The sequence below is a fragment of the Burkholderia sp. CpTa8-5 genome (assembly GCF_017815045.1).
Taxonomy (GTDB): Bacteria; Pseudomonadota; Gammaproteobacteria; order Burkholderiales; family Burkholderiaceae; genus Burkholderia; species Burkholderia sola.
Map to the genome: position 1 here is coordinate 127,285 of NZ_JAGIQD010000012.1, position 23,273 is coordinate 150,557.

General features: G+C 69.1%; 23 protein-coding genes. 9 read left to right on the top strand and 14 right to left on the bottom strand.

Translation table 11 applies throughout. The features are described 5' to 3' along the window. Positions 1-15 precede the first annotated feature (15 nt). The 7 genes from J8I35_RS19795 to J8I35_RS19825 form a co-directional block, all read right to left on the bottom strand. Positions 16-660 (bottom strand): alpha/beta hydrolase, encoded by a 645-nt coding sequence (locus J8I35_RS19795; protein WP_124593439.1) that lies wholly within the window; start codon positions 658-660, stop codon positions 16-18. Between the two features lie 13 nt (positions 661-673). After that, positions 674-991 (bottom strand): ferredoxin, encoded by a 318-nt coding sequence (locus J8I35_RS19800; RefSeq protein WP_050018157.1) that lies wholly within the window; start codon positions 989-991, stop codon positions 674-676. A gap of 154 nt (positions 992-1,145) precedes the next feature. Continuing rightward, the gene (locus J8I35_RS19805) at positions 1,146-2,297 is read right to left on the bottom strand and encodes a VanZ family protein (RefSeq protein WP_124593440.1); all 1,152 of its coding nucleotides are present in this window, start codon (positions 2,295-2,297) and stop codon (positions 1,146-1,148) included. A gap of 43 nt (positions 2,298-2,340) precedes the next feature. Next, positions 2,341-2,964 (bottom strand): ABC-type transport auxiliary lipoprotein family protein, encoded by a 624-nt coding sequence (locus J8I35_RS19810; protein WP_023478104.1) that lies wholly within the window; start codon positions 2,962-2,964, stop codon positions 2,341-2,343. A 39-nt stretch (positions 2,965-3,003) separates the two neighbouring features. Continuing rightward, entirely contained in the window at positions 3,004-3,933 is a 930-nt protein-coding gene (locus tag J8I35_RS19815; protein ID WP_050018159.1) for an MlaD family protein, read from the bottom strand. Positions 3,934-3,950: 17 nt separating this feature from the next. Next, positions 3,951-4,850, bottom strand: a complete 900-nt coding sequence (locus tag J8I35_RS19820) for an ABC transporter ATP-binding protein (RefSeq protein ID WP_124556173.1) — start codon at positions 4,848-4,850, stop codon at positions 3,951-3,953. Then, positions 4,847-6,079, bottom strand: coding sequence for an ABC transporter permease (locus J8I35_RS19825; protein ID WP_235356330.1), 1,233 nt, complete (start codon positions 6,077-6,079; stop codon positions 4,847-4,849). Before J8I35_RS19825 ends, J8I35_RS19820 begins: the two co-directional genes overlap by 4 nt. A 184-nt stretch (positions 6,080-6,263) precedes the next feature. On the opposite strand from J8I35_RS19825, the gene J8I35_RS19830 reads away from it, so the two are divergent. Both J8I35_RS19830 and J8I35_RS19835 read left to right on the top strand, forming a co-directional pair. Then, positions 6,264-8,333, top strand: coding sequence for a bifunctional 2',3'-cyclic-nucleotide 2'-phosphodiesterase/3'-nucleotidase (locus tag J8I35_RS19830; RefSeq protein ID WP_209926675.1), 2,070 nt, complete (start codon positions 6,264-6,266; stop codon positions 8,331-8,333). A gap of 8 nt (positions 8,334-8,341) precedes the next feature. After that, complete coding sequence (locus J8I35_RS19835; RefSeq protein ID WP_209926676.1) at positions 8,342-9,193, top strand: tetratricopeptide repeat protein; 852 nt, start codon at positions 8,342-8,344, stop codon at positions 9,191-9,193. A 669-nt stretch (positions 9,194-9,862) separates the two neighbouring features. On the opposite strand, the gene J8I35_RS19840 is transcribed toward J8I35_RS19835, so the two are convergent. After that, positions 9,863-10,456, bottom strand: a complete 594-nt coding sequence (locus J8I35_RS19840) for a hypothetical protein (protein WP_245170341.1) — start codon at positions 10,454-10,456, stop codon at positions 9,863-9,865. Between the two features lie 492 nt (positions 10,457-10,948). Here J8I35_RS19840 and J8I35_RS19845 point away from each other — a divergent pair, with 492 nt between their 5' ends. The 3 genes from J8I35_RS19845 to J8I35_RS19855 all read left to right on the top strand — a co-directional run bounded on the left by J8I35_RS19845 (position 10,949) and on the right by J8I35_RS19855 (position 13,116). Further along, the gene (locus J8I35_RS19845) at positions 10,949-11,869 is read left to right on the top strand and encodes a biotin--[acetyl-CoA-carboxylase] ligase (protein WP_209926678.1); all 921 of its coding nucleotides are present in this window, start codon (positions 10,949-10,951) and stop codon (positions 11,867-11,869) included. Next, positions 11,866-12,666 (top strand): type III pantothenate kinase, encoded by an 801-nt coding sequence (locus J8I35_RS19850; protein ID WP_209926680.1) that lies wholly within the window; start codon positions 11,866-11,868, stop codon positions 12,664-12,666. The genes J8I35_RS19845 and J8I35_RS19850 overlap by 4 nt, the downstream gene beginning before the upstream one ends. A gap of 207 nt (positions 12,667-12,873) precedes the next feature. After that, positions 12,874-13,116 carry a hypothetical protein gene (locus J8I35_RS19855; protein ID WP_050018166.1) on the top strand — a complete coding sequence of 81 codons (243 nt, stop codon included), beginning with the start codon at positions 12,874-12,876 and terminating at the stop codon, positions 13,114-13,116. A 16-nt stretch (positions 13,117-13,132) separates the two neighbouring features. Here the strand turns inward: J8I35_RS19855 and rfaE2 are convergent, their stop codons facing one another. The 6 genes from rfaE2 to J8I35_RS19885 all read right to left on the bottom strand — a co-directional run bounded on the left by rfaE2 (position 13,133) and on the right by J8I35_RS19885 (position 19,149). Further along, positions 13,133-13,618, bottom strand: coding sequence for a D-glycero-beta-D-manno-heptose 1-phosphate adenylyltransferase (gene rfaE2, locus J8I35_RS19860; RefSeq protein ID WP_069620197.1), 486 nt, complete (start codon positions 13,616-13,618; stop codon positions 13,133-13,135). Between the two features lie 171 nt (positions 13,619-13,789). Then, positions 13,790-14,668, bottom strand: a complete 879-nt coding sequence (locus J8I35_RS19865) for a diiron oxygenase (RefSeq protein WP_011353352.1) — start codon at positions 14,666-14,668, stop codon at positions 13,790-13,792. Between the two features lie 466 nt (positions 14,669-15,134). After that, positions 15,135-16,361, bottom strand: coding sequence for a patatin-like phospholipase family protein (locus tag J8I35_RS19870; protein ID WP_050017804.1), 1,227 nt, complete (start codon positions 16,359-16,361; stop codon positions 15,135-15,137). A gap of 20 nt (positions 16,362-16,381) precedes the next feature. Next, a complete protein-coding gene (locus J8I35_RS19875; protein WP_209926681.1) occupies positions 16,382-17,107 on the bottom strand; it encodes a PhaM family polyhydroxyalkanoate granule multifunctional regulatory protein in 726 nt (241 codons plus the stop codon). Between the two features lie 81 nt (positions 17,108-17,188). Next, on the bottom strand, positions 17,189-18,016 hold the full coding sequence (locus J8I35_RS19880) for an enoyl-CoA hydratase/isomerase family protein (RefSeq protein ID WP_089488857.1): 828 nt from the start codon (positions 18,014-18,016) through the stop codon (positions 17,189-17,191). A gap of 140 nt (positions 18,017-18,156) precedes the next feature. Further along, complete coding sequence (locus tag J8I35_RS19885) at positions 18,157-19,149, bottom strand: fumarylacetoacetate hydrolase family protein (protein ID WP_209926683.1); 993 nt, start codon at positions 19,147-19,149, stop codon at positions 18,157-18,159. A 129-nt stretch (positions 19,150-19,278) separates the two neighbouring features. Between J8I35_RS19885 and J8I35_RS19890 the strand changes: the two genes are divergently transcribed. The 4 genes from J8I35_RS19890 to J8I35_RS19905 all read left to right on the top strand — a co-directional run bounded on the left by J8I35_RS19890 (position 19,279) and on the right by J8I35_RS19905 (position 23,270). Further along, positions 19,279-20,145 carry an IclR family transcriptional regulator gene (locus J8I35_RS19890; protein ID WP_027812547.1) on the top strand — a complete coding sequence of 289 codons (867 nt, stop codon included), beginning with the start codon at positions 19,279-19,281 and terminating at the stop codon, positions 20,143-20,145. Between the two features lie 113 nt (positions 20,146-20,258). Continuing rightward, positions 20,259-21,494, top strand: coding sequence for a DUF3108 domain-containing protein (locus J8I35_RS19895; RefSeq protein ID WP_209926685.1), 1,236 nt, complete (start codon positions 20,259-20,261; stop codon positions 21,492-21,494). A gap of 247 nt (positions 21,495-21,741) precedes the next feature. Next, positions 21,742-21,999 (top strand): DUF3567 domain-containing protein, encoded by a 258-nt coding sequence (locus J8I35_RS19900; protein ID WP_006477667.1) that lies wholly within the window; start codon positions 21,742-21,744, stop codon positions 21,997-21,999. 203 nt (positions 22,000-22,202) lie between these two features. Next, positions 22,203-23,270 (top strand): homocysteine S-methyltransferase family protein, encoded by a 1,068-nt coding sequence (locus tag J8I35_RS19905; RefSeq protein ID WP_050017798.1) that lies wholly within the window; start codon positions 22,203-22,205, stop codon positions 23,268-23,270. The last annotated feature ends 3 nt before the right edge of the window (positions 23,271-23,273 follow it).

Below are 23,273 nucleotides of genomic sequence, written 5' to 3' on the forward strand. Positions count from 1 at the left end.
ACGCCCGCATGCAGGCTAGCGCCACGCGTCGACGATGATGCGCTTCAGCACGTGCAGCTTGCGATGGAGGAAATGCTCGGCGCCGGGGATCACGACGACCGGCAGCTCCTGCGGCCGCGCCCAGTCGTACACCGACGCGATCGGCACCGTGTCGTCGGTTTCGCCGTGGATCACGAGCGTGTTCTCGGGCACGTCGGCCACCTGCCAGCGGCTCGCGGCCGTGCCGACGAACACCATCCGCTCGATCGTCTCGCCCGCGTCGCGCAGGCGCTTCGCGACGTGCGACAGCACGAAGGTGCCGAACGAGAAGCCCGCGAGCACGAGCGGCAGGTCCGCATACGCGGGCTGCGCGCGCATGTGCGCGAGCACCGCGAGAAGATCGTCGGCCTCGCCCGCGCCGTTGTCGTGCACGCCTTCGGTCGCGCCGACGCCACGGAAGTTCGACCGGTAGACGACATAGTTCAGTTGCACGAGCGTGCGCGCGAGCGTCTGCGCGACCTTGTTGTCCATCGTGCCGCCGAACAGCGGATGCGGGTGCGCGACGAGCGCGATGCCGCGCGGCGCGGCGCCGCTTTCGCGCACGGCGTCGGGCAGGTCGACCGCGATTTCGATCTGGCCGATCGGGCCCGCGATCAGCGATTTCTGCGTATGAACGTTCATTCGGGCGGCCCGCTCAGATCTTCAGGCGGTCGACGACGTTGCCGTCGCGCAGGTGCGACTCGACGATCTCGTCGATGTCGGCCTGGTCGACGTACGTGTACCACGTGCCTTCCGGATACACGACCATCACCGGCCCTTCCTCGCAGCGGTCGAGGCAGCCGGCCTTGTTGATGCGCACCTTGCCGGGCCCCGCGAGACCGAGTTCCTTCACGCGCTTTTTCGCGTATTCCTGCATGGTCTGCGCATTGCATTGCGCGCAGCTCGGGCGCTCGGCGCCCGGATCGCGCTGGTTCAGGCAGAAGAAGACGTGGTGCTGGTAGTAGGAATCCATGATGGTGACGAGCGGCCCGGCACGAGGCCGTGCGCAAAGAAGGGCGATGAATTGCCGTTGCGCGGGGCGGCAACGGAGGATGCCGACGATTATAGCGAGCGGCGCACGCGGCTGCCCGCGGCACGGCCGCCGCCGCGCGGCCCGGGCTGCCGCGTCAGCGGCGCAGCGCGGCCGGTAGCCACGCGTGCTCGACGCGCTGGCCGAGCCAGATCAGCGCCGCGTAGGGCCAGATCCACGCGAGCCAGCGCGCGAGGCTGTTGAAGTGCACGTAGCGGCCCTGCCGCCACCCCGATAGCGTGAAGTCGAAGAACGGGTTGACCGGCAGCAGGTTCACGAGCGCGACGCCGGCCAGCAGCGCGAGCGCCGCGAGCATCGCGCGCCACGTCGCCGGCACGCGCAACGCGACGAGCGCCGCCGCGAAGCCGAGCTCGATGCCGAGCCGCGCGCCGGGCGTCGCCCACACGACGACGAGGCCGGTGGCCGACTGCATGAACGTTGCGGCCGCCTTCAGCACCAGCGTGGCGACCACCAGCGCGATCAGCAGCCGGATGCGCGGCGCGCGCGGGCGCATCGCGAGCGACGCGATCGCCAGCGCGGCGAACAGCATCAGCCCGCCGAGCACGGCTTCCCACGCGGAATCGGACAGCCAGCCGTCGACCCGCTCGGGCCATTCGCTGACGCGCCACGCGGCCGGCAGCCACGCGAGCAGCGCGTCCTGCATCGACGCGTCGGCGCGCTCCCACAGCGCGGCCGGCCAGTCGCCGATGCCGAACAGGAACGGCGACGGAAACACGATCGCGAACGGCCACAGCGCGGCGAGCAGCAGCGGCGTCGAACCGTCGGCCTCCAGCCACGCGAAGCGCAGCCGGCGCAGCGCGCCGCGGTCGAGCAGCGCGCCGGTGGCCGGCGCGGCGAGCGCCGCGCCCAGCAGCGCGCCGAGCGCGTTGGCGCCAAGGTCGAGATTCGACGCGACGCGCGTCGGCAGGTAGGTCTGCAGCGCTTCCATCGCGCCCGACAGCAGCACGCCGAGCCCGCCCGCGATCAGCGTCGCGGCCACGCCGCGCCAGCGCGGGTGCAGCGCGAGCACGCCGAGCGCGCCGAACGGCAGATAGCCGAGCACGTTCGTGGCCACGTCGAACGTCGTCACGTAGCGCTGCATCGGCGCGAACAGGTAATCGAACGGGCCGATGCCGAGCGCCACCCAGCCTTCGAACGGATACAGCGACGCATAGACGATCAGCGCCGCGTAAGCGGCAAACGCCTGCCGCGCGAGCGGTGACGCGCGATGCGTGCCCGGCACGTTCATCGCGGAGGCAATCGCGAATGCAATCGCGGCTGCACGCCGGCCGTCACGGCGTGCCCGCGTACGCCTGCACGCCGACCCACGCGGCGATCTGCGACACGAGTTCGTCGCTGGCCGCCGCGAGCGCACGCGCGCCGCCGGCCGCGTCGGGCGTGCTCGACGGCGCGCGCGCGACGAACGTGCGCTGGCCGAGCACCTTGCCGTCCTGCATCAGCGTCGCGCGCGCGGTCACCGCGCCGTGGCTTTGCGACTGCCCGTCGAAAACCTGTTCGAATTCGCTCAGGTCGACCTTGAGCGTCGGCGCGCGCACGCCGTCGGCGCCTTCGAGCACCGTCCCGCGCGACGACAGCGCGCCGCGCAGCCGCTGCGTGAGCAGTTGCGCGGGCGGCGCGGTCCAGCGGCTGTCGCGATAGACGGCCACGTGCTGCGCATCGGCATACGCCAGGCGGTACGCGAACTTGTCGGAATCGAGCGCGTCCGGCGCGGCGACGTCGAGCACCTTCAGCGCGGGGCCCGAACCGGTGGTCGTCACCGACGACGCGGGCCCGAGGTCGTAGCGGATGTTCGACAGCACCGCGTCGTTGCCGGCGCAGCCGGCCGCCAGTGCGAGCGTCAGCACGGCCAGCGCGGCCGCGGCCGGGCGCAGCGCGCGGTCAAGGATTCGTGGCATGGCGTATTCCTGCATGAGGTTTCCGGTTTTCGATGGGCGTCACTTCCCGGCCGTCGCACCCGGCCAGACGAAGCCCGCCTCGCCGGGCCCCGGGGCCGCGCCGGGCGAGCCGAACAACAGACTGCGCGGGTTGCGGCCAAGTTCACCGGCGACGTCCTTCAATTGCCGCGACGCGTCGCCAACGCTGTCGGCCAGCGCATTGAAGCGCGGCAACGTGTCGTACTGCACGCGCGCGTTGAGGCCGTTCAGCGCGACGCCGACCTGCTCGGCGGCCGTGCCGGCCTTGTTCAGGTTCGACACGAGCGGCCCGTTCGGCTGCAGCAGCGTGTTCGCCGACGCCATCGCGCGGTTCACCTCGTGCATCGTCTCCGGCAGCGCGGTGACTGCCGGGCCGAGCTGCCTGGTCAGCGTCGCGGCGCCGTCGGCCGCGTGCTGCAGGCTTTCGGCGGTCGCGCGCAACTGCTCGCGCATCTCCGGCGACATCAGCGCGTTCGCGCTCTTCGCGGCCAGTTCGAGCTGCCGCAGCAGCACGTCGCCGCGCTCCTGGATCTGGTCGAACAGGCTCGGCCGCATCGGGATCTGCGCGATCGCCTTCGGCGACGACGGCAGCGGCGACAGATCGCGCCCCGTATCCTCGAGCTGCACGAACGCGATGCCGGTCACGCCCTGGAAGCCGAGGCTGCCGTAGGTCGACTGCGTGATCGGCGCGTCGTGATCGACGAGAATGCGGATCCGGATCTGGCCCGGATGCGTGCGATCGAAGCCGATCGACTGCACCTTGCCGACGTCGAGGCCGCGAAAGCGCACGGCCGCGTCCGGGAACAGCCCGGTCACGTTGGTGCGCGCGAGCAGGTCGTACGGCACGCGCACGGTGCGGTCGACGTTGAACCAGAACACGGTGCCCGCGATCGCGAGCGTCAGCGCGATCGTGAACAGGCCGGCCCAGAACGCATGTGATTTGTTTTCCATTCGCGGGTTCCTTGCTTCTACAGCTCGACGCTCGACAGCGCCGGTTCGAGGGCCGCCTTCGGCAGCTTCGCGCGCCGCTCGGGCGGCAGCGCCTGCAATGCGCGGCGCCCGCGCAGCCCCAGGAAATATTCGTGGATGAATGGATGGTCGACGTTCGCGGCCTCCTCGACGGGCGCGGCGACCAGCACCTTGCGATCGGCCAGCACCGCGACGCGCGTCGACAGCGCGACCATCGTGTCGAGGTCGTGCGTCACCATCACGACGGTCAGCCCGAGCGTGCGGTGCAGCGTCGCGATCAGCTCGACGAATTCGTCGGACGCCTGCGGATCGAGGCCGGCCGTCGGCTCGTCGAGGAACAGCAGCTCGGGCTCCAGCGCGATCGCGCGCGCGATGCCGACCCGCTTCACCATCCCGCCCGACAGCGCGGCCGGCATCTTCGACGCGTGCTTGCACGGCAGCCCGACCATCTCGAGCTTCAGCATCACGATGTCGTGCAGCAGGTCCGGCGGCACGCGGCCGAGCTCGCGCAGCGGCTGCGCGACGTTGTCGAACACCGTCATCGACGAGAACAGCGCGCCCTGCTGGAACAGCATCCCCGAACGCGTGCGCATCATCCGCGCGGTCGCGTCGTCGATCGTCGCCGTATCCTCGCCGAACACCTTGATCGTGCCCGACGTCGGCCGCTCGAGGCCGAGGATCTGGCGCACGAGCGTCGTCTTGCCGGAGCCCGACCCGCCGACGATCGACACGATCTCGCCGCGCCGCACGTCGAAGTCGAGCTTCTGGTGAACGACGTTGCGCCCGTAGCGCTTGGTCAGGTTGCGCACCTCGATCACGAGGTCGCCGGCGTCGGCGGCCGCGTCCGGCCCGGCGCCGATCGCCGCGGCATGCGCGGTCGTTTCGTTCGATGCGTTCATCCGAGCCCCACGTTCTGGAACAGGATCGCGAACACCGCGTCGGCGAGGATCACGACCGTGATCGACGACACGACCGACGTGGTCGTGCCTTCGCCGAGGCTCTGCGAGTTCGCCTTGATCCGGAAGCCGAAATGGCACGCGACCAGTGCGATCAGCATGCCGAACACGACGCCCTTGCCGACGCCGATGTACAGGTTCGCGATCGGCACGACGCCCGGCAGCGAGCGCACGAAATAGTTGATGTCGATGCCGAGCACCAGCTTCGCGGCGAGCGCGCCGCCCGTCAGCGCGATGATGTTGGTCCACATCACGAGCAGCGGCATCGCGACGCCGAGCGCGAGCACGCGCGGCAGGATCAGCCGCAGCCCGTGCGGGATGCCCATCACGCGCATCGCGTCGAGCTCCTCGGTCACGCGCATCACGCCGATCTGCGCGGTGATCGCCGAGCCCGAGCGGCCCGCGACGAGGATCGCCGACAGCACGGGACCGAGCTCGCGGATCACCGACAGCCCGAGAATGTTCACGATATAGCGGTTCGCGCCGAACATCTGCAACTGCTGCGCGGACAGGTAGCTGAGCACGATGCCGATCAGGAACGCGACGAGCGCGGTGATCGGCAGCGCCTGCGCGCCGGCGCTGTAGATGTTCGCCGAGGTCTCCTTCCACGGCATCGTCCGCGGGCGGCGCAGCACCGACAGCGCGTCGAGGATCACGCGGCCGAACATCGCGATGCCGCCCTGCAGGTGTTCGCCGAACGCGAAGATCGCCAGGCCGAGCCGCGTGACGGGATCGAACCGCACGATGCGCTCGGGCGCCTCGCGCTGGCTGTCGAGCCGTTCGATGCGCTCGAAGATCGTGCGCTGCGTGGCGCTCAGCGCGACGCCGGCCGGCAGCTTGCGGCCCCACACGCGCCACAGCGCCTGGCCGCCGACGTGGTCGAGCCGCTCGATGCCGGACAGATCCCATTCGCTCACGCGCCCGCTGGCGAGGGTCGCGATGCGGCGCGCCACGGCGCCGCGGTTGCGCGCGAGCGACAGCGCGGTCCACTGGCCGGTCAGGCGCACCGTCTGGCCCTGGCCGCCGGCGTCGACCGACAGGCCGGGAGGAGTCTCGAAGTCCAAGGGCGGGTTGTTTGCAAAAGGATGACAGCGGCCATTGTAGCGAACCGCCCGGCGCCGCGACGTGAGGATTACGGCCGGCATGCCCGGCCGCGGCGCCGGGCCGGGCATGCCGGCCGGGACCGGCCCGAAGCCGCCGCGGGCCTCGGCCAGCGGCCGGCGTCGCGACCTTTCATTGTTCCGTCACGTTTCCTTTCGATACTCTCACGCGCCGCACCTCAGGCCGTCGGCGCGCCGCGCCGCCATTCGTGCGTACCCCGCGTTTCATAAAACAGAACACCGAACAGGACAACCGATGCGTCTCCCCCCGCTTTCCCGCCGCCACGTGCCGGCCGCCGCCGCGCTCACCAGCCTCGCCTTCGTCCTCGCCGGCTGCGGCGGCGACGACGTCACCGCCACGCCGCCGTCGCAGCCCGAGGCCCAGGCGCCCGTCGGCACGACGGCCACGCTCGCGCTGCTCGAGACGACCGACCTGCACACCAACGTGCTGTCGTACGACTATTTCAAGCTCGCCGCCGACAATTCGCTCGGCTTCGAGCGCGTGTCGACGCTGATCGCGCAGGCGCGCAAGCAGTACCCGAACACGCTGCTGCTCGACAACGGCGACACGATCCAGGGCACCGCGCTGTCGGACTACCAGGCGCTGGTTAAGCCGGTCGGCTGCGACCAGACGCTCGCGATCTACAAGGTGATGAACGCCGCGAGATTCGACGGCGGCGGGATCGGCAACCACGAGTTCAACTACGGGCTGCCGTACCTGTCGCAGGTGACCGGCAACACGTTCGAGGTCGACGGCCTGCCCGCGCCCGCCCAGCAGAAGAAGTGCGCGGGCCCGAACTTCCCGCAGGTGCTCGCGAACGTGATCAGCGCGAAGACCAATGCGCCGCTGTTCACGCCGTACACGATCCTGACGCGCACGGTGACGGCCACGACGCCGGACGGCAAGACGGTCAGCGCGCCCGTGAAGATCGGCATCATCGGCTTCACGCCGCCCGCGATCATGAACTGGGACAAGCGCTGGCTCGACGGCAAGGTCTATACGACCGGGCTGAAGGAAGCGGCCGAGAAGTACATTCCGGAGATGCGCGCGAAGGGCGCCGATCTCGTCGTCGCAATCTCGCACGGCGGCCTCGACAATTCCGCGTACTCGCCGACGATGGAAAACGGCAGCTGGTGGCTGTCGAAGGTGTCCGGCATCGACGCGATGCTGATCGGCCACTCGCACCAGGTGTTTCCGGACGCGAACAGCACCGTCGCGCAGTTCAACCTGCCGGGCGTCGACAAGGTCAAGGGCACCGTCAACGGCGTGCCGACCGTGATGGCCAACTACTGGGGCAAGCACCTCGGCGTGATCAAGCTTGGCCTTAAGTTCGACGGCAAGACGTGGATCGTCGACAAGTCGCTAACGACCGTCGAGGCGCGGCCGATCCAGAACGCCGACAAGAGCTACGTCGCGGCCGACCCGTCGGTCTCCGCCGCGATCGCGGCCGAGCACCAGGCGACGATCGACTACGTGAAGACGCCGATCGGCTCGACCGACTACCGGATGAACTCGTACTTCGCGGACGTCGGCGATCCGGGCGCGATCCAGATCGTCAACGAGGCGCAGGCCGACTACGTGAAGACCTACGTGCAGGCGAACCTGCCGCAGTACGCGTCGCTGCCGGTGCTGTCGGTCAGCGCGCCGTTCAAGAGCGGCTTCGGCGGCGGCACCGACTACACCGACGTCGCGCCGGGCGCGCTCGCGATCAACAACGCGGCCGACCTGTACCTGTATCCGAACACCGTGTACGCGGTGAAGGTGAGCGGCGCCGACGTGAAGAACTGGCTCGAGACGGCCGCGAAGCGCTTCAACACGATCGACCCGACCAAGGCCACCGTGCAGCCGCTCGTCAGCACCTTCCCCGGCTACAACTTCGACATGTTCACGTCGGCCGATCTCGCGTATGAAATCGACGTCACGCAGCCGGTCGGCAGCCGGATCCGGAACCTGACGTACAAGGGCGCGCCGATCGACCCGAACGCGCAGTTCATCGTCGCGACCAACAACTACCGCGCGAGCGGCGGCGGCAATTTCCCGGGCCTCGACGGCAGCAAGACGATCTTCGCGTCGCCCGACGCGAACCGCGACGTGCTGATCGCGTTCATCAAGAAGCGCGGCGCGATCACGCGCGCGGCCGACGGCGCGCAGCGCAGCTGGCGCTTCACGAAGCTCGCGAGTTCGGTCGCGCACGTGCGGTTCGCGTCCGCGCCGAACCGCCTCGGCGATGCGGCGGCGGCCGGCCTGACCGGCATCACGCAGGTCGCGGCCGACGACGGCTCGGGCAAGAACCTCGCGACCTACGAGATCGACCTCACGCAATGAGACACACGATGCAACCGATCCGGACGATGCGGCCCGCCGAAACCGGCTTCACCGCCGCCGCGCGGCGCGTGCTGCGCGCGAAACTCCCGCCCGCCGCGCTGCTCGCGACGGCGGCCGTGACCGTCGCGGCCGTCGTCGCGGCGACCGGCCTGCGCGGCGCCGGCCCCGCGCCGAGCGCCGCGCAGCTCGACGAATGGCAGGCGATGGTCACACAGGCGACCGAGCCGCATGCGCTGGCGCAGTTGCGCACGCTCGCGCGCCGCGGCTCGGGCGCCGCGCAGGCGGCGCTCGGCATCGCGCTCGTCGATGCGCATGAACCGGGGCTGCGCGACGAGGGGCGCGGCTGGCTGGAAACGGCCGCGGCGGCGGACAAGGCCGACAAGGCCGACGCGCCGGCTGCGCGGCGCGCGCAGCTCGCGCTCGGCAAGGCGTTGCTGCTGGGCAGTGGCGACCTGGCGAAAGACTATGCGCGCGCCCGCGCGCTGCTCGGTGCAGCGGCCTCGGACGGCGACCCGGCCGCCGCGTATTACCTCGGGCTGATCTACCGCAGCGGCTACGGCATCGCGGCCGACCCGGTGCAAGCCGCGCACTGGTTCGACATCGCGTCGCGCGCGGACATCCCGGCCGCCGACTTCATGCTCGCGAACGCGTACCGCGACGGCAGCGGCGTGCCGCGCAACGACGCGCGCGCGCTCGCGCTGTATCGCCGGGCCGCCGAGCACGAGCTGCCGGAAGCCGTGCAGACGCTCGCGATGGCCTATCGCAACGGCGAACTCGGGCTTCGGCCCGATGCGGACGAATTCCACGCGCAGTGGATCGAGACCGCGCATGCGCTGAAGCACCCGGTGGTTGCGCCGTGACGGCCGTTCGGCCGGGGGGCGCGTGGGCGTGACCCGGCCGAACGGTGATTGCTTCGCATGCGTCATCCTCGCACCGCGCATTGGTATCGATCCCCGCAACCGGAATCGGCCTGCGCGACGGCAGTGGCGCACCAACCGTTCGACCGGTGAAGGATCGTCTGTTCATCCGGTACGCCACTTAAGCAGCCGGGAAACATAGGGCTCAAGGTAGAACAGGCCCGCGAGTATGGTTCCAATGCTGAGCGTGGTACTCCATCTCTTGCATGACCAGCGTCTATACGCCAGTACATTGACGACGCAGAAAAACAAGGCAGGCCCCAGCAAGTACGCCAGAAACAATACTCCCTGCCACCATGAGGTCGGGCACTTGTCGATCTCGTAACAACCGCGAGCCGGTGTGCCTGCAAGTTTCGGCCAATTGATATGGCTGTAAACGTAGAGGTAAAACCAAGTTAACAGCAAACCACCAAGCACCCCCAAAAGCGCAATCGCAAACCGCTTCACTTGATCTCCCAAAACAAGACTGAATTCGATTTCCCGAGATCGGAATAGCTGAGACTTGGGAAGACATTCGCTCCTTGCCGAAACGACACCATCCCGATATATCGCCCTATCGTCGACGCCGCACCCCAGAAACCATTCATCGTCATTCGAGAGCCATTCCAAAGATCAATGTGACCGCCGCTCGCATTCAATTCCGACTCGCCTGCACGCGCCCAGTAACCATCGAACAGCGGGCTCGGTACCGATGCGTGGCAGTTGGCCATTCGTACCGACACGCCCCGCATACGTGCGTCCGTCGGTCATTTCGATCAAATAGGGATAGCTTTGCGGCAACGTCGTGCCGATGCCGACACGTACCTGTTCGTCGTAATCGAGCGTGATATCCGCTCTCGCCGTCGCAACCGGCGCTTCGTCCTCGGGCGTTGGAGTGTGTCTATTCTCCAGAAGCTCAGTCGCCTCATGCGAAGTCAGGATCATCCTCATGCCCCGCTCGGCATAGAACACCGGCGGCGGATTGCACCCGCATGCATTGATATCCCCACTCAACGCCCATCCCTGACCATTCGGTGCCCTGCCAGGCAAGCGCGGACCTTTCGGCGCGACAAACCCAACCTGCTCGCAAGCCGTGCAGTAGGTTTTCATGTAGAGCGTGGCGATCTGCACACGCGGCGGCGGATTGGAACACGTGACGTATTCCAGTCCCTCGGTGATCGTCGCGCTGCCGCCCCGATCGCCCTTGGCGAGGTAATAGCGGATCATGCGGCGCCACCTCGGCTCATCGCGCCCGAGCAACGCTCATCTGCGAAAGTACCGGGGCTCCGCACATCCGACGACGGTCGGCCTGCCAGCCGCATACCGGCCGCCACTAGCCATCAATCGGCCGACAACAGCCAGCGAAGACTCGAGTAACCATTGCTGGCCATCATTCATCCGGATTCCCTCTCGTCGCTATCAGCGCAAATCTCATCGCACCAAAATGCACGACCGGCACAAGGAAATCCATCATACGAATTCGAAATCCCGATCAATCGATATCGGTCGAACGACGTTTCGTCAATCGATCAACCGGAATGTCGGCGCTACGGTGATCCCAGCTCATATGCACTCGACTACCCGAATGCCACTTCTCCCGATTCGGCACGAGCACATTCGCGCGAAGCGTCGCACATCAATCGGCCCCTGCCGCCCGAGGAAATGACCGTCGCCCCACTTGCCGACGCGCCCACGCCCCCTGTCGCTACAATAGGCGCCATGAACGCCCCCACCTCCTCCGACACGCCCGATTCCGGCGACGCGCACATCGCGCGCAACCGGCTCGAGGCGCACCTGGACGCCGCGCCGCGTGCGTGGCCGCTCGACATCGTCGCCGCCACCGGCTCGACCAACGCCGACGTCGCGACGCGGCTCAAGGCGCTGCCGCGCAAGGCGAACGCGCTGCCCGCGCCGCTCGTACGCGTCGCGTTCGAACAGACGGCCGGCCGCGGCCGGCAGGGCCGCCCGTGGTTCGCGCAGCCCGGCAATGCGCTGCTGTGCTCGGTCGGCTGCATCGTGCCGCGCGCCGTCGATGCGCTAGCCGGCCTCAGCATCGCGATCGGCGTCGCGCTCGCCGAAGGGCTGGCCACGCTGCCGCTCGACGCCCGCATGCGCGTCGCGCTCAAATGGCCGAACGACCTGCTGCTGACGGCCGACGACGACGGCGCGCCGCGCATCGTCGGCAAGCTCGCCGGAATCCTGATCGAAACCGTCTGGACCACCGCCGACGCCACCGCCGTCGTGATCGGCTTCGGCATCAACGTGCGCGGCGCGGAAGCCGTGGCCGCGCAGGTCGACGCGCTGCGCGCGCGCGAAGCCACGCTCGCGAGCGGGCTACCGCCCGCCGCGCTGTCGATCGCGTGCGCGTCGGCGAACCTCACCGATACGCTCGCCGCGTCGCTGAACGCACTCACGCCCGCGCTCGCGCAGTTCGGCACCGACGGCCTCGAACCGTTCCTGCCACGCTGGCACGCACTGCACGCGTACGCGGGCCGCGAAGTCGTGCTGCTCGAACAGGGCGTCGAACGCGCGCGCGGCATCGCGACAGGCATCGACACGACCGGGCAGCTGCTGCTCGACACGCCGAGCGGCGTACAAACGATCGCAGCCGGCGACGTATCGCTGCGCGAAGCGCAATGAGCGAACCGCACCTGCTGATCGACGCCGGCAACAGCCGGATCAAGTGGGCGCTCACCGACGCGCGGCGCACGCTCGTCGACACGGGTGCGTTCGGCCACACGCGCGACGGCGGCGCCGATCCCGACTGGTCGATGCTGCCGCGACCGCGCGGCGCGTGGATCTCGAACGTCGCGGGCGCCGACGTGGCCGCACGGCTCGACGCGCTGCTCGACGCGCGCTGGCCGGGCGTGCCGCGCACGACGATCCGCTCGCGCCCCGCGCAATGCGGCGTGACGAACGGCTATACGACGCCCGACCAACTCGGCAGCGACCGGTGGGTCGGCCTGATCGGCGCGCATGCGGCGTTTCCGGGCGAGCATCTGCTGATCGCGACGTTCGGCACCGCGACGACGCTCGAGGCACTGCGCGCGGACGGCCGCTTCACCGGCGGCCTGATCGCGCCGGGCTGGGCGCTGATGATGCGCGCGCTCGGCACGCACACCGCGCAGTTGCCGACGCTGACCACCGATATCGCCAGCGGCCTGCTTGCGGGCGCGCAGGCCGAACCGTTCCAGGTCGATACGCCGCGCTCGTTGTCGGCCGGCTGCCTGTACGCACAGGCCGGGCTGATCGAACGCGCGTGGCGCGATCTCGTCGCGGCGTGGCAGGCGCCGGTGCGGCTCGTGCTGGCCGGCGGTGCGGCGGACGACGTCGCGCGTGCGCTGACGGTCCCGCATACGCGGCATGACACGCTGATCCTGTCCGGGCTCGCGCTGATCGCAACGGACGCGGCCGGCCCGGCGACGGCGCAGGATTGACGCAAAGGCGCGGACATCGCGCCGGCGCGCGGCGAAGCAGGTCCAAGTAGGTCCAAGCCGGCCCACGTCACGCCGACGATGCAATACGCGCGGTGCCGCACCAGCGGCCCGCACGCATGGTCGACAGAAGCCATGAAAAAAGCCGGCCATGCGGCCGGCTCGACTGAACGACGTGAACCACGTCGATGACGACAAGGAGTTTCGACGATGCTGCGCTGGCTGATCGCTGTTCTCTTTCTCGCCAACATGCTCGCGTTCGTGGTGGCGCGCGGCGTGTTCGGGCCGCTGCCGGCGGCCGGCCCGCGCGAGCCCGGCGTGCTGTCGCGGCAGGTGCAGCCCGACGCATTGCGCGTGACCCCGCTCGCGCGGGCAACCGACCAGCCCGTCGTCGGCGGCCCGATCGCCGCGCCGGCCGTCACGACCGCACCGCTCGCGGCATCGACCCCGTGACGGCGCCGGGCCGCGCTCAGGACTGTTGCGCGCGCACCTTCTTCAACAACGCTGTGGTGGAGCGGTCGTGCTCGAACGGAATCGCGAGCGCCCGGCCGCCCCAGCCGCGCACGAGCGCGGATTCCGGCAGCGCGTCCATGTCGTAATCGCCGCCCTTCACGAGGATGTCCGGACGGACGGCCTCGATCAGCGACACGGGCGTCTTTTCCGCGAACGTCACGACCCAGTCGACGCTTTCCAGCGCCGCCAGCAATGCCGCACGATCCTCTTCGCGGTTGATCGGCCGGTCGTCGCCCTTGCCGAGCATGCGCACCGACGCATCGCTGTTCACGCCGACGATCAGGCACGCGCCGAGCGCTTTCGCATCGGCGAGATACGTGACGTGACCGCGATGCAGGATGTCGAACACGCCGTTGGTGAACACGACGGGCGACGGCAGCGACGCGCGCAGTGCGACGAGGGCATCACGGGTGATCAGCTTGCGTTCGAAGGTGGCGGACATGATGGAGATCGGACGGAATGAACGACGGCGCGCGCGACGGCGGCACCCGATAAAAAGCCCGCCGGACCGGCCGGGCGGGCTTCATGCAACGAACGCGACACGGTGTGCCGTGAGCCGCGCGCGAATCGGGTGCGAATCGGACCCGACTTGCGCCGGCGGCGCCGGCCAGCCTCAGGCCGGCTGCGCGGCCGACGACGGGCCGCTTTCGGCCTGCAGGCGGCCGGTAACCTCCTTGCGGTAGCGGTTCAGTTCCTGCGCGGTCGCGAACGTGCGCTCGAACAGGATCGACAGGTTGTGCAGGATCCGCTCGACGACCTTCTTCTCCCACTCGCCGTCGAAACGGATCTGCTCGTCGAGCCAGCGCTCGAGCCATTCCGGATCGGGCAGGCGCGACTGCACGGTGTCGCGCGGAAACAGCGCCTGGTTCACGTGCAGGTTGGTCGGGTGCAGCGGCTTCTCGGTGCGGCGCGCCGACGCCATCAGCACGCCGATCTTCGCGAATGCGGCGCGGGCGACGTCGCCGCAGTTGTTCAGCGCTTTCTTCATATAGCGCAGGTACGCGCCGCCGTGACGCGCTTCATCGCGCGAAATCGTTTCGTAAATCTGCTTGATGACGGGCTCGGTGTGCCAGTCGGCCGCGCAACGGTACCAGTGGTTCAGGCGGATTTCGCCGCAGAAGTGCAGCATCAGCGTCTCGAGCGGCGGCGCCGGATCGAACTGGAAGCGCACCGCGTGCAGTTCCTCTTCGGTCGGCACCATCTCCGGCTTGAAGCGGCGCAGGTATTCCATCAGCACGAGCGAATGCTTCTGCTCCTCGAAGAACCACACGCTCATGAACGCGGAAAAATCGCTGTCGTGCTGGTTGTCGCGCAGGAACATCTCCGTCGCGGGCAGCGCCGACCATTCGGTGATCGCGTTCATCTTGATCGTCTTCGCCTGCTCGTCGGTGAGCAGCGAAGCGTCGAACTTGTCCCACGGAATGTCCTTCTCCATGTCCCAGCGGACAGCTTCGAGCGACCTGTAAAGTTCCGGATAAAGCATGGTGTTCATGATGGTCCCACCCCTGTTCTGCGCAATGCGACTTCTCTAAACGTGACTGTTGCCGCGCAAGCGCGCCACGCGCGCTTTTTGCAGCCAAGACTGTAATTTTACGCGGGAAACCGGCCCGCCGGACGTCGATTCCTCGTCCGGCAGCCAGGCGGCCGCGTTGCCGCCGTTGGGCATGCCGCAACCCGCTCCGTTCGGACGAAGCCGGCCGCGCTTGCCTGAGTGGGGGCCGGCGCTGGCCGGCTCGTTGGCGCGCCCGTCCCCTGCCCCAGGCGGGTTCCCCGAAAGGTCCCCGTGCGGATGCCGGATCGGCGGGCTGCTCGATATGGTGTATACGGCGGCGGCCATGATAGCACGCGTGCATGACGGTTCCGAGACGCCCGGCCGGTCGCGCGCCGCCTACCTCGGTGCGGCGATCGGTCGCGGCCCACCGTCGCGAAAACGCAACCTTACAGTGCGCCTTCGCGTGTCAGACCCGTATTTCGCCGGTCGCGAGGCCGTCTTCCGGCGGCGTGCCGGCCGCCGGCGCGCTGCCGCCGTCCGCCCCGGCAATCCAGCCGGCGAGCGTCTCCCGCTGGGCCCGGCCGTCGCGGTAGCCGAGCTCGATCAGCTCGCGCGTGAACGCTTCCTCGAACAGCAGGTAGCTGGCGAACGATGCGCCGGTCGGCTGGCTGCCGCCGATCGCGCCGAGCAGCCCGCGCATCGTCGCCGGCATCTGCTTCAGGTGTTTCGCGGCGATCAGCTCGATGCGCTCGGACGGCGCGATCGCGAGCACGTCGACGTGCCGCCAGCCGCTGTCGATCTCGACCTGGTGCGGCAGGTGCTCGATCATCTGGTTGATGTGCTCGATCCGTTCGATGTCCGAGCCGATCGAGTCGAGAAACACGCTCGCGAGCACCTGCTGGCCGATCTGCGCGAGCGTCGGGTAGCCACGGGCCCGTCCCGTGCCGTTCGCGGCCGGGATCTCGGGCCGCGGATCGGCCGCACCGACGACGACGATCCGGTCCGCGCCGAAGTGGATCGCCGGCGACAGCGGCGCGATCTGCCGGATCGAGCCGTCGCCGAAGTACTCGACCTGTCCGTCGAGCACGAGCGGCACGGCGGGAAACACGAACGGAATGGCCGACGACGCGAGCAGGTGCGACGCCGACAGGTCGACGAGCCGCGCGGTGCGCTGCGCGCGCCGCCACGCCTGGATCGGCTCGGCGGCCTGGTAGAACGTGAGGTGCCGGCCGCTCGAATAGCTGAGCGCGGTGACCGCGAGCGCGTGCAGCAGACGCGCCTCGAGCATCTGCTCGATCCGGTGGAAGCTCAGCTCGCGCTGCAGCAGGTGCGCGAGCGGCGTGTTGTCGAGCAGCCCGCGCGGCGAGCGGCGGGCCGCCCAGCCGAACGTCATCGTCGCGAGCCAGCGCGCGCCGGCGCCCGCGATGCCGAGCCAGTCGGTGCGATACACGTAATCGGCGCGCAGCGGCTCCCAGAATTCGAGCAGGCGCCGCACGCCGTGGGAAAAGTCGTCAGCGTGGCTCGCGATCGACGTCGCGTTGATCGCGCCGGCCGACGAACCGCAGATCACCGCGAACGGCACCGTATGCCGCTGCGGATCGGCCTCGCGCGCGATTTCGGCCAGCGCCTTCAGCACGCCGACCTGGTATGCGGCGCGCGCGCCGCCTCCCATCAGAACGAGCGCGAGCCGCATGATCCGCTACCTGCGCCCCATCACGTCGAGCGCTTCGGCGGACGCGTTTCGGGCGACGAAGCGGCCGCCGCGCGCGCCGCGGCCGAACCGGACGGCTTCGCGCGCTTCGCGGCGGGCTTGCGCGGCGCGGCAGCGGCGGACTTCGTCGCGGGCCCGGGCGCGGCGGCGGCCTCCGGCGGCGCGGCGTCCGGCGCCGCAGGCTGCATGCCCGGTTGCGCCATCGCGAGGCTCGCGAGCTGGTTGAATTGCGTCTGCAGCAGGTTCCACCAGCCGGACGGGTCGAACGGCTGCTGCGCGGGGTCGTCTTCCGCCGCATCGGCCGCGGGCGCGGCCTCGCCCGCCGACGCGGGTTTCGCGGCCTGCGCGGCGGCCACGGCCGCTTCCTCGGCCGCCGACATCGAGCTTTGCGCGAACGCGCCGAACGCGCGCAGCGTCGCGAGCGTCGCGCGCTGCACCTCGAGCGCCTGGATCGCGGACTGCAGCATCCCGAGATTGAGCTTCAGCCACTGCTCGACCGCGCGCAGATCGGTGATCCGCTTGTCGAGTTCCTCGACGTTCGTGAGCGGCGACATCATGTCGGACATGCTCGACAGCGACGGCGGCAGCCCGTGCGTGGCGCCCGGAAACGGCGCCATCCCGCCGAACGGCGACATCCGCATCATGTCCCACATCCGGTCCATCATGTCGGCGGGCTGGAACCCGGCAAAGCCGGCGAAAGGGTTGGCGCCGGAGGCATCGGTCGTCATACGGGCATCCTGGTTGACTGGGGGAACGAGGCGGCCGCCGTGCGTCGCGCAGCCGCGCGTGATTCGATCATAGCGCGCACGTCAGAACGGCGCGTCGCCGGGGAACGCGGGCGGGCGCCGTTCGCGCAGCGAGCGGATGCCTTCCTGCACGTCGGGCCCCGAAAAACCCATGAATTCGAGCGCGAGCGACGTATCGAAGGTCGGCCCGGCCGTGCGCAGCCAGTTGTTCAGCGCGTACTTGGTCCAGCGGATCGCCGACTGCGAACCGTGCGCGAGCCGCTCGGCCACTTCGTATGCCTTCGGCAGCAGGTCGGCCGGCGCGACCGCGAGCGAGACCAGCCCGATCCGCTCGGCCTCCTCGCCGCTCACGGGCTCGCACAGCATCAGGTAGTACTTCGCCTTCGCCATCCCGCACAGCAGCGGCCACACGATCGCCGCGTGGTCGCCGGCCGCGACGCCGAGCCGCGTATGGCCGTCGATGATGCGCGCATCCTTCGCGGCGATCGAGATGTCGGCGAGCAGCCCGGCGACGAGCCCCGCGCCGACGGCCGGCCCGTGCATCGCCGACACGATCGGCTTGCTGCAGTTGATCACGTTGTAGACGAGGTCGCGCGCCTCGCGCCACACGCGGGCGCGCACGTCGAAATCGTTCGCCATGTCCTCGACGAGCGCGAGATCGCCGCCCGCCGAAAAGCCCTTGCCTTCGCCGCGGATCACCGCGACGCGCGTGTCGGGATCGCGATCGACGTCGCGCCAGATGTCGGCGAGTTCGCGATGCATGCGCGCGTTCGCGGTCGCGAGGCCGCTGCGGTTCGCGCCCTCGCCGCTCATCACGATGTCGAGCACGCCATGGTCGCGGCGCGTCACCTTCAGTGCTTCGTAACCGCCGTACGCGGCGAGATCGGCCATCTGCTGCTCCTTGTTCGAGGTGCTCGAACGCTTGAATCGAGTGTAGCCAAGCCCGCGCGGTCAAACATCGGGCGAAACCCGGCGCGCGGGCCGAAGCCGGGGTTCGCCGTCGCGTCGCGTTGCGTTACGTACCGCGCCGCTTATGCCGCGCCGTCGGGCGGGGAAACCGACTGCTCGATCGCGCCGAAGATCGACTTGCCGGCCGCGTCGAACATCTCGATGCGCACGGTGTCGCCATAGCGCATGAACTCGGTCTGCGGCGCGCCGTGCTCGATCGTCTCGAGGCAGCGCTTCTCGGCGATGCAGCAGTAGCCGCGCTTCGCGTCCTTGTTCGATACCGTACCGGAGCCGACGATCGAGCCGGCGCGCAGGTTGCGCGTCTTCGCCGCGTGCGCGATCAACTGGCCGAAGTGGAACACCATGTCGGTGCCGGCGTCGGGCTGGCCGACCTTCTTGCCGTTCCAGTGGACGATCATCGGGCGGTGCACGCGGCCCTCGCGCCATTCGTCGCCGAGCTCGTCGGGCGTGACGGCGACCGGCGCGAACGCGGTGGCCGGCTTGCTCTGGAAGAAGCCGAAGCCCTTCGCGAGTTCGGCCGGAATCAGGTTGCGCAGCGACACGTCGTTCACGAGCGTGACGAGCCGCACGGCCTTCAGCGCGTCGTCGGGCGACGCGCTCATCGGCACGTCGCCGGTGATCACCGCGACTTCCGCCTCGAAATCGATGCCCCATTCCTCGGACGGGCATACGACGTCGTCGCGCGGCCCCAGGAAATCGTCGCTGCCGCCCTGGTACATCAGCGGGTCGGTCCAGAATTCGGGCGGCATCTCCGCGCCGCGCGCGCGGCGCACGAGCTCGACGTGGTTCACGTACGCGGAGCCGTCGGCCCACTGGAACGCGCGCGGCAGCGGCGCCATGCAGTTGGCCGGATCGAACGCGAAGGAATTGCGCGCGCGGCCGTGGTTCAGCGCGTCGTACAGGTCGCGCAGCTGCGGCGCGTAGAACGCCCAGTCGTCGAGGACACGCTGCAGCGTCGGCGCGATCGCGTCGGCGATCGCCGCGGTGTGCAGGTCGCGCGACACGACGATCAGCTGGCCGTCGCGCGTGCCGTCCTTCAGCGAAGCAAGTTTCATAGGGAGGATCTGCCGTTGTAGTGACGATGGAGGGAATCTATTTTACGATGGTGAATCCCTGCGGCGCGCCATGATCGCGCACGCCGTTTTCGCCCCGTTTCCCGTCGCATTTTCGCGCACCCGTTGCCCATGCCCGCCAGCCCGCTCCCCGACGACGATCTCGCCGACTCCGATACCGACGACGCCGCTTCCGGCGAACACGGCGAGAAGGTCCGTTCCGGCATCCAGTCGATCGAGGTCGGCTTCCGCCTGCTCGACGTGCTGACGAGCGAGCCGCGCGCGATGATGCTGCGCGACCTCGCGCAGCGCGCGGGCATGAGTCCTGCGAAGGCGCACCGCTACCTCGTCAGCTTCTCGCGGCTCGGCGTGGTGTCGCAGGATCCCGTCTCGGGCCGCTACGAGCTCGGCGGCTTCGCGCTGCAGATGGGCCTCGCGCGGCTCGCACGCGTCGACGGCGTGAAGCTCGCGCGGATCGCGCTGACCGAATTCCGCGACCGTCTCGACCAGACGGTCGGCATCGCGGTATGGGGCAACCAGGGGCCGACGATCGTGCACTGGATGGAATCGAGCCATCCGGCGAAGGCGTCGCTGAAGCTCGGCGACGTGATGCCGCTGCTCGGCTCCGCGACGGGCCTGCTGTTCGCCGCGTACCTGCCGCGCAGCAAGACCGCCGCGATGCTCGAGCGCGAACTCGCCGATACGCGCCGCTCGCCGCACCACGGCGGCCCGCGCACGCTCGACGAAGTCGACGCGGTGCTCGCCGACGTGCGCGAGCACCAGGCCGCGCGCGTCGAAGGGATGCTGCTGCCGACGATCCATGCGTTCTGCATGCCCGTGTTCGACGCAGTCGGCGAACTGGCGCTCGCGATCGTCGCGCTCGGCCAGGAAGGCTCGTTCGACATCGCGTGGGGCGGCGAGATCGACACCGCGCTGCGCGCATGCGCGCAGAAACTGTCTTACGAACTCGGCTATAGTCCCGACGCACGCGACGCCTGACACATCCGGTTCACGCGACGTCACGCCTCGCGAACGCGCAGCGCATCCGGCGGTCCGATTCCTGTGGCGCGCGCCGCGCGCCCGACGTCACCCACGCGCCCGACCCTGTTCCGATGCCCAACCAGCCTGCCGACCTTCGCCCGAGTCACGCCCTGCCCCGCCGCTGGCTGCGCGTGGGCGTCGCGCTGGTCGCCGTGCTGGTACTGCACGCGCTTGCCGGATTCTGGCTGATGCGCAACCGCGAATCGTTCACGCCGCCGCCGTCCGCTGAGATCCCCGTGCAGATCGAACTGCTGAAACCGCAGCCGATCGAGCGCCAGCCTGCGCCACCGGAACCGAGGCCGGTCGAACGTCCGGCCGCACCCAAGGCTGCCCCGCCGAAACCCGCGCCGTCGCACGAGCCGGTCCTCACCTCCACGCAAACGGCCGAGCACGGCGAACCGCCGGCGGCCGCCGCATCCGCGGCGAGCGGCGCATCGGGGGCTTCGGGCACGCAAGCCGCGTCGGCCGCGGGCGCCAGCGCCGCGACGCCGGGGCCTGCCACGAGCGGCGTGAAGTTCGCCGCGCCGCCATCCGGCGACCTGCAATACGACACGTTCTACAACGGCATGCAGAACATGATCGGCACGATCCACTGGCGCACCGACGGGCACACGTACGACCTGTCGGTGTCGATGCCGGTGCCGTTCGTCGGCCCGTTCACCTATCGCAGCGAAGGCCGCATCGACGCGTTCGGCGTCGCGCCCGACCGTTACGTCGAGAAGCGCGGCAAGCGGCCGGAAGACATCGCGATCTTCAACCGCGAGATCCGGCAGGTTGTGTTCACGCGCACGCCGAACAACGCGCCGCTGCCCGACGGCGTGCAGGACCGCTTCAGCATGCTGATGCAGTTGTCGGGGCTGCTGCGCGGCAATCCCGCCGCCTACAAGCCTGGCGTCACGCAGCAGTTCTTCGTGATCGACAACAACAGCGGCGAGACCTGGCCGATCACCGTGATCGGCGACGAGCAGGTGCAGACGCAGGCCGGCATCGTCGGCGCGCGCCACTTCATGCGCCTGCCGCGCCGCGACGGCGACACGCGCCGCATCGACATGTGGCTCGCGCCGTCGCTCGGCTGGCTGCCCGCGCGGCTCGTGCAGACCGAGCCGAACGGTGCGCAGATCGAGCTGCTGTGGCACGGCCGCCTCGCCGCACCGAACGTGCCTGCCGATGCAGCGCCCGGCGGCGCAACGAACGCGCCCACCGCGGCGTCGACGCCCCATGCATCGCCTGCGCCGCCTGCGGAACCGGCGCCATCGACACCGCCCGCGACGATGCAACCACCGGCGGCGTCGACTGTCACACAGTGATAAACGCACATGAATCGGCAATTTCGACCGATTACAGTTTTTCCGGAAATGGCCGATGACATTCTTTAACAACTATTTCAGTCCACCGGCTCACAATGAGAAACGTTTGATAGACATCGGCTTCTAACCGATACACCCCACGCAAACGGGAGAACGGGGTGTGCAGCGCAAGCCCCTTGAAACCGGCAAGGCTTGCCCCACCTAGGGGACAACAAGGCCAGATGCCACTGCGAAGAGGAGTGCCGCCATGCAAATGATCTACAACAGCCCCAATTACTGCGTCGTCGAATTTGCGCCGCAGGCCGGCCATCACCTGATGAATGCCGGCGGATACGAAATCGTCGACAAGAACGCGCAGCGCGAAATCTTCATCGACGGCGAACTTGCCGAACGATTCCGCGCGCACGTGAAGCAGCTGATCGAGGATGAACCGTCGCTCGACGAGGTCGACGAATTCCTCGGACAATTCGACAGCCTGATGATGATGCCCGTCGTGCTGCACTGACGACTCGCGGCCCGGCGCGTCACGCGGCCGGGCCATTCGCCGCGCATCGATGCGGCGCCGCGTGCACTCCGATCCTGCCCCCGTCCGGCTCGCCGGCGGGGGCTTTCCTTTGGCGGCCCGTCCGGCCCATGCGGCGAGGGCCGACGACCGCTTGACGCACCGGCTACAATGACGGTTTTCCCGCCTTCGCCGATCTTCCGCCCATGTCCGCGACTCCTCTCGCCGCTTCCGTCCCGCTCGACGCGCGCTACACGCGCGGCGCCGCCCTGCCCGCGCTGCTGAAATCGCGCATCCTGATCCTCGACGGCGCGATGGGCACGATGATCCAGCGCTACAAGCTCGACGAAGCCGCGTATCGCGGCGAGCGCTTCAAGGATTTCCCGCGCGACATCAAGGGCAACAACGAGCTGCTGTCGCTCACGCAGCCGCAGATCATCCGCGAGATCCACGACCAGTACTTCGCGGCCGGCGCCGACATCGTCGAAACCAACACGTTCGGCGCGACGACCGTCGCCCAGGCCGACTACGGGATGGAAGCGCTCGTCGTCGAGATGAACGTCGAATCGGCGAAGCTTGCGCGCGAATCGGCCGCGAAATACGCGACGCCGACCAAGCCGCGCTTCGTCGCGGGCGCGATCGGACCGACGCCGAAGACGGCCAGCATCTCGCCGGACGTCAACGATCCGGGTGCACGCAACGTCACGTTCGACGAGCTGCGCACGTCGTACTACCAGCAGGCGAAGGCGCTGCTCGACGGCGGCGTCGACCTGTTCCTCGTCGAGACGATCTTCGACACGCTGAACGCGAAAGCCGCGCTATTCGCGCTCGACGAGCTGTTCGAGAACACCGGCGAGCGCCTGCCGATCATGATCTCGGGCACCGTCACCGATGCGTCGGGCCGGATCCTGTCGGGCCAGACGGTCGAGGCGTTCTGGAATTCGCTGCGTCACGCGAAGCCGCTCACGTTCGGGCTGAACTGCGCGCTCGGCGCGGCGCTGATGCGCCCGTACATCGCCGAGCTCGCGAAGCTGTGCGACACCTACGTGTCGTGCTACCCGAACGCGGGCCTGCCGAACCCGATGAGCGACACCGGTTTCGACGAAACGCCCGACGTCACGTCGGGCCTGCTGAAGGAATTCGCGCAGGCCGGGCTCGTGAACCTCGCGGGCGGCTGCTGCGGCACGACGCCCGAGCACATCGCCGAGATCGCGAAGGCGCTCGCCGACGTGAAGCCGCGCCGCTGGCCGAACCAGTACAGCGACAACGCCTGACCG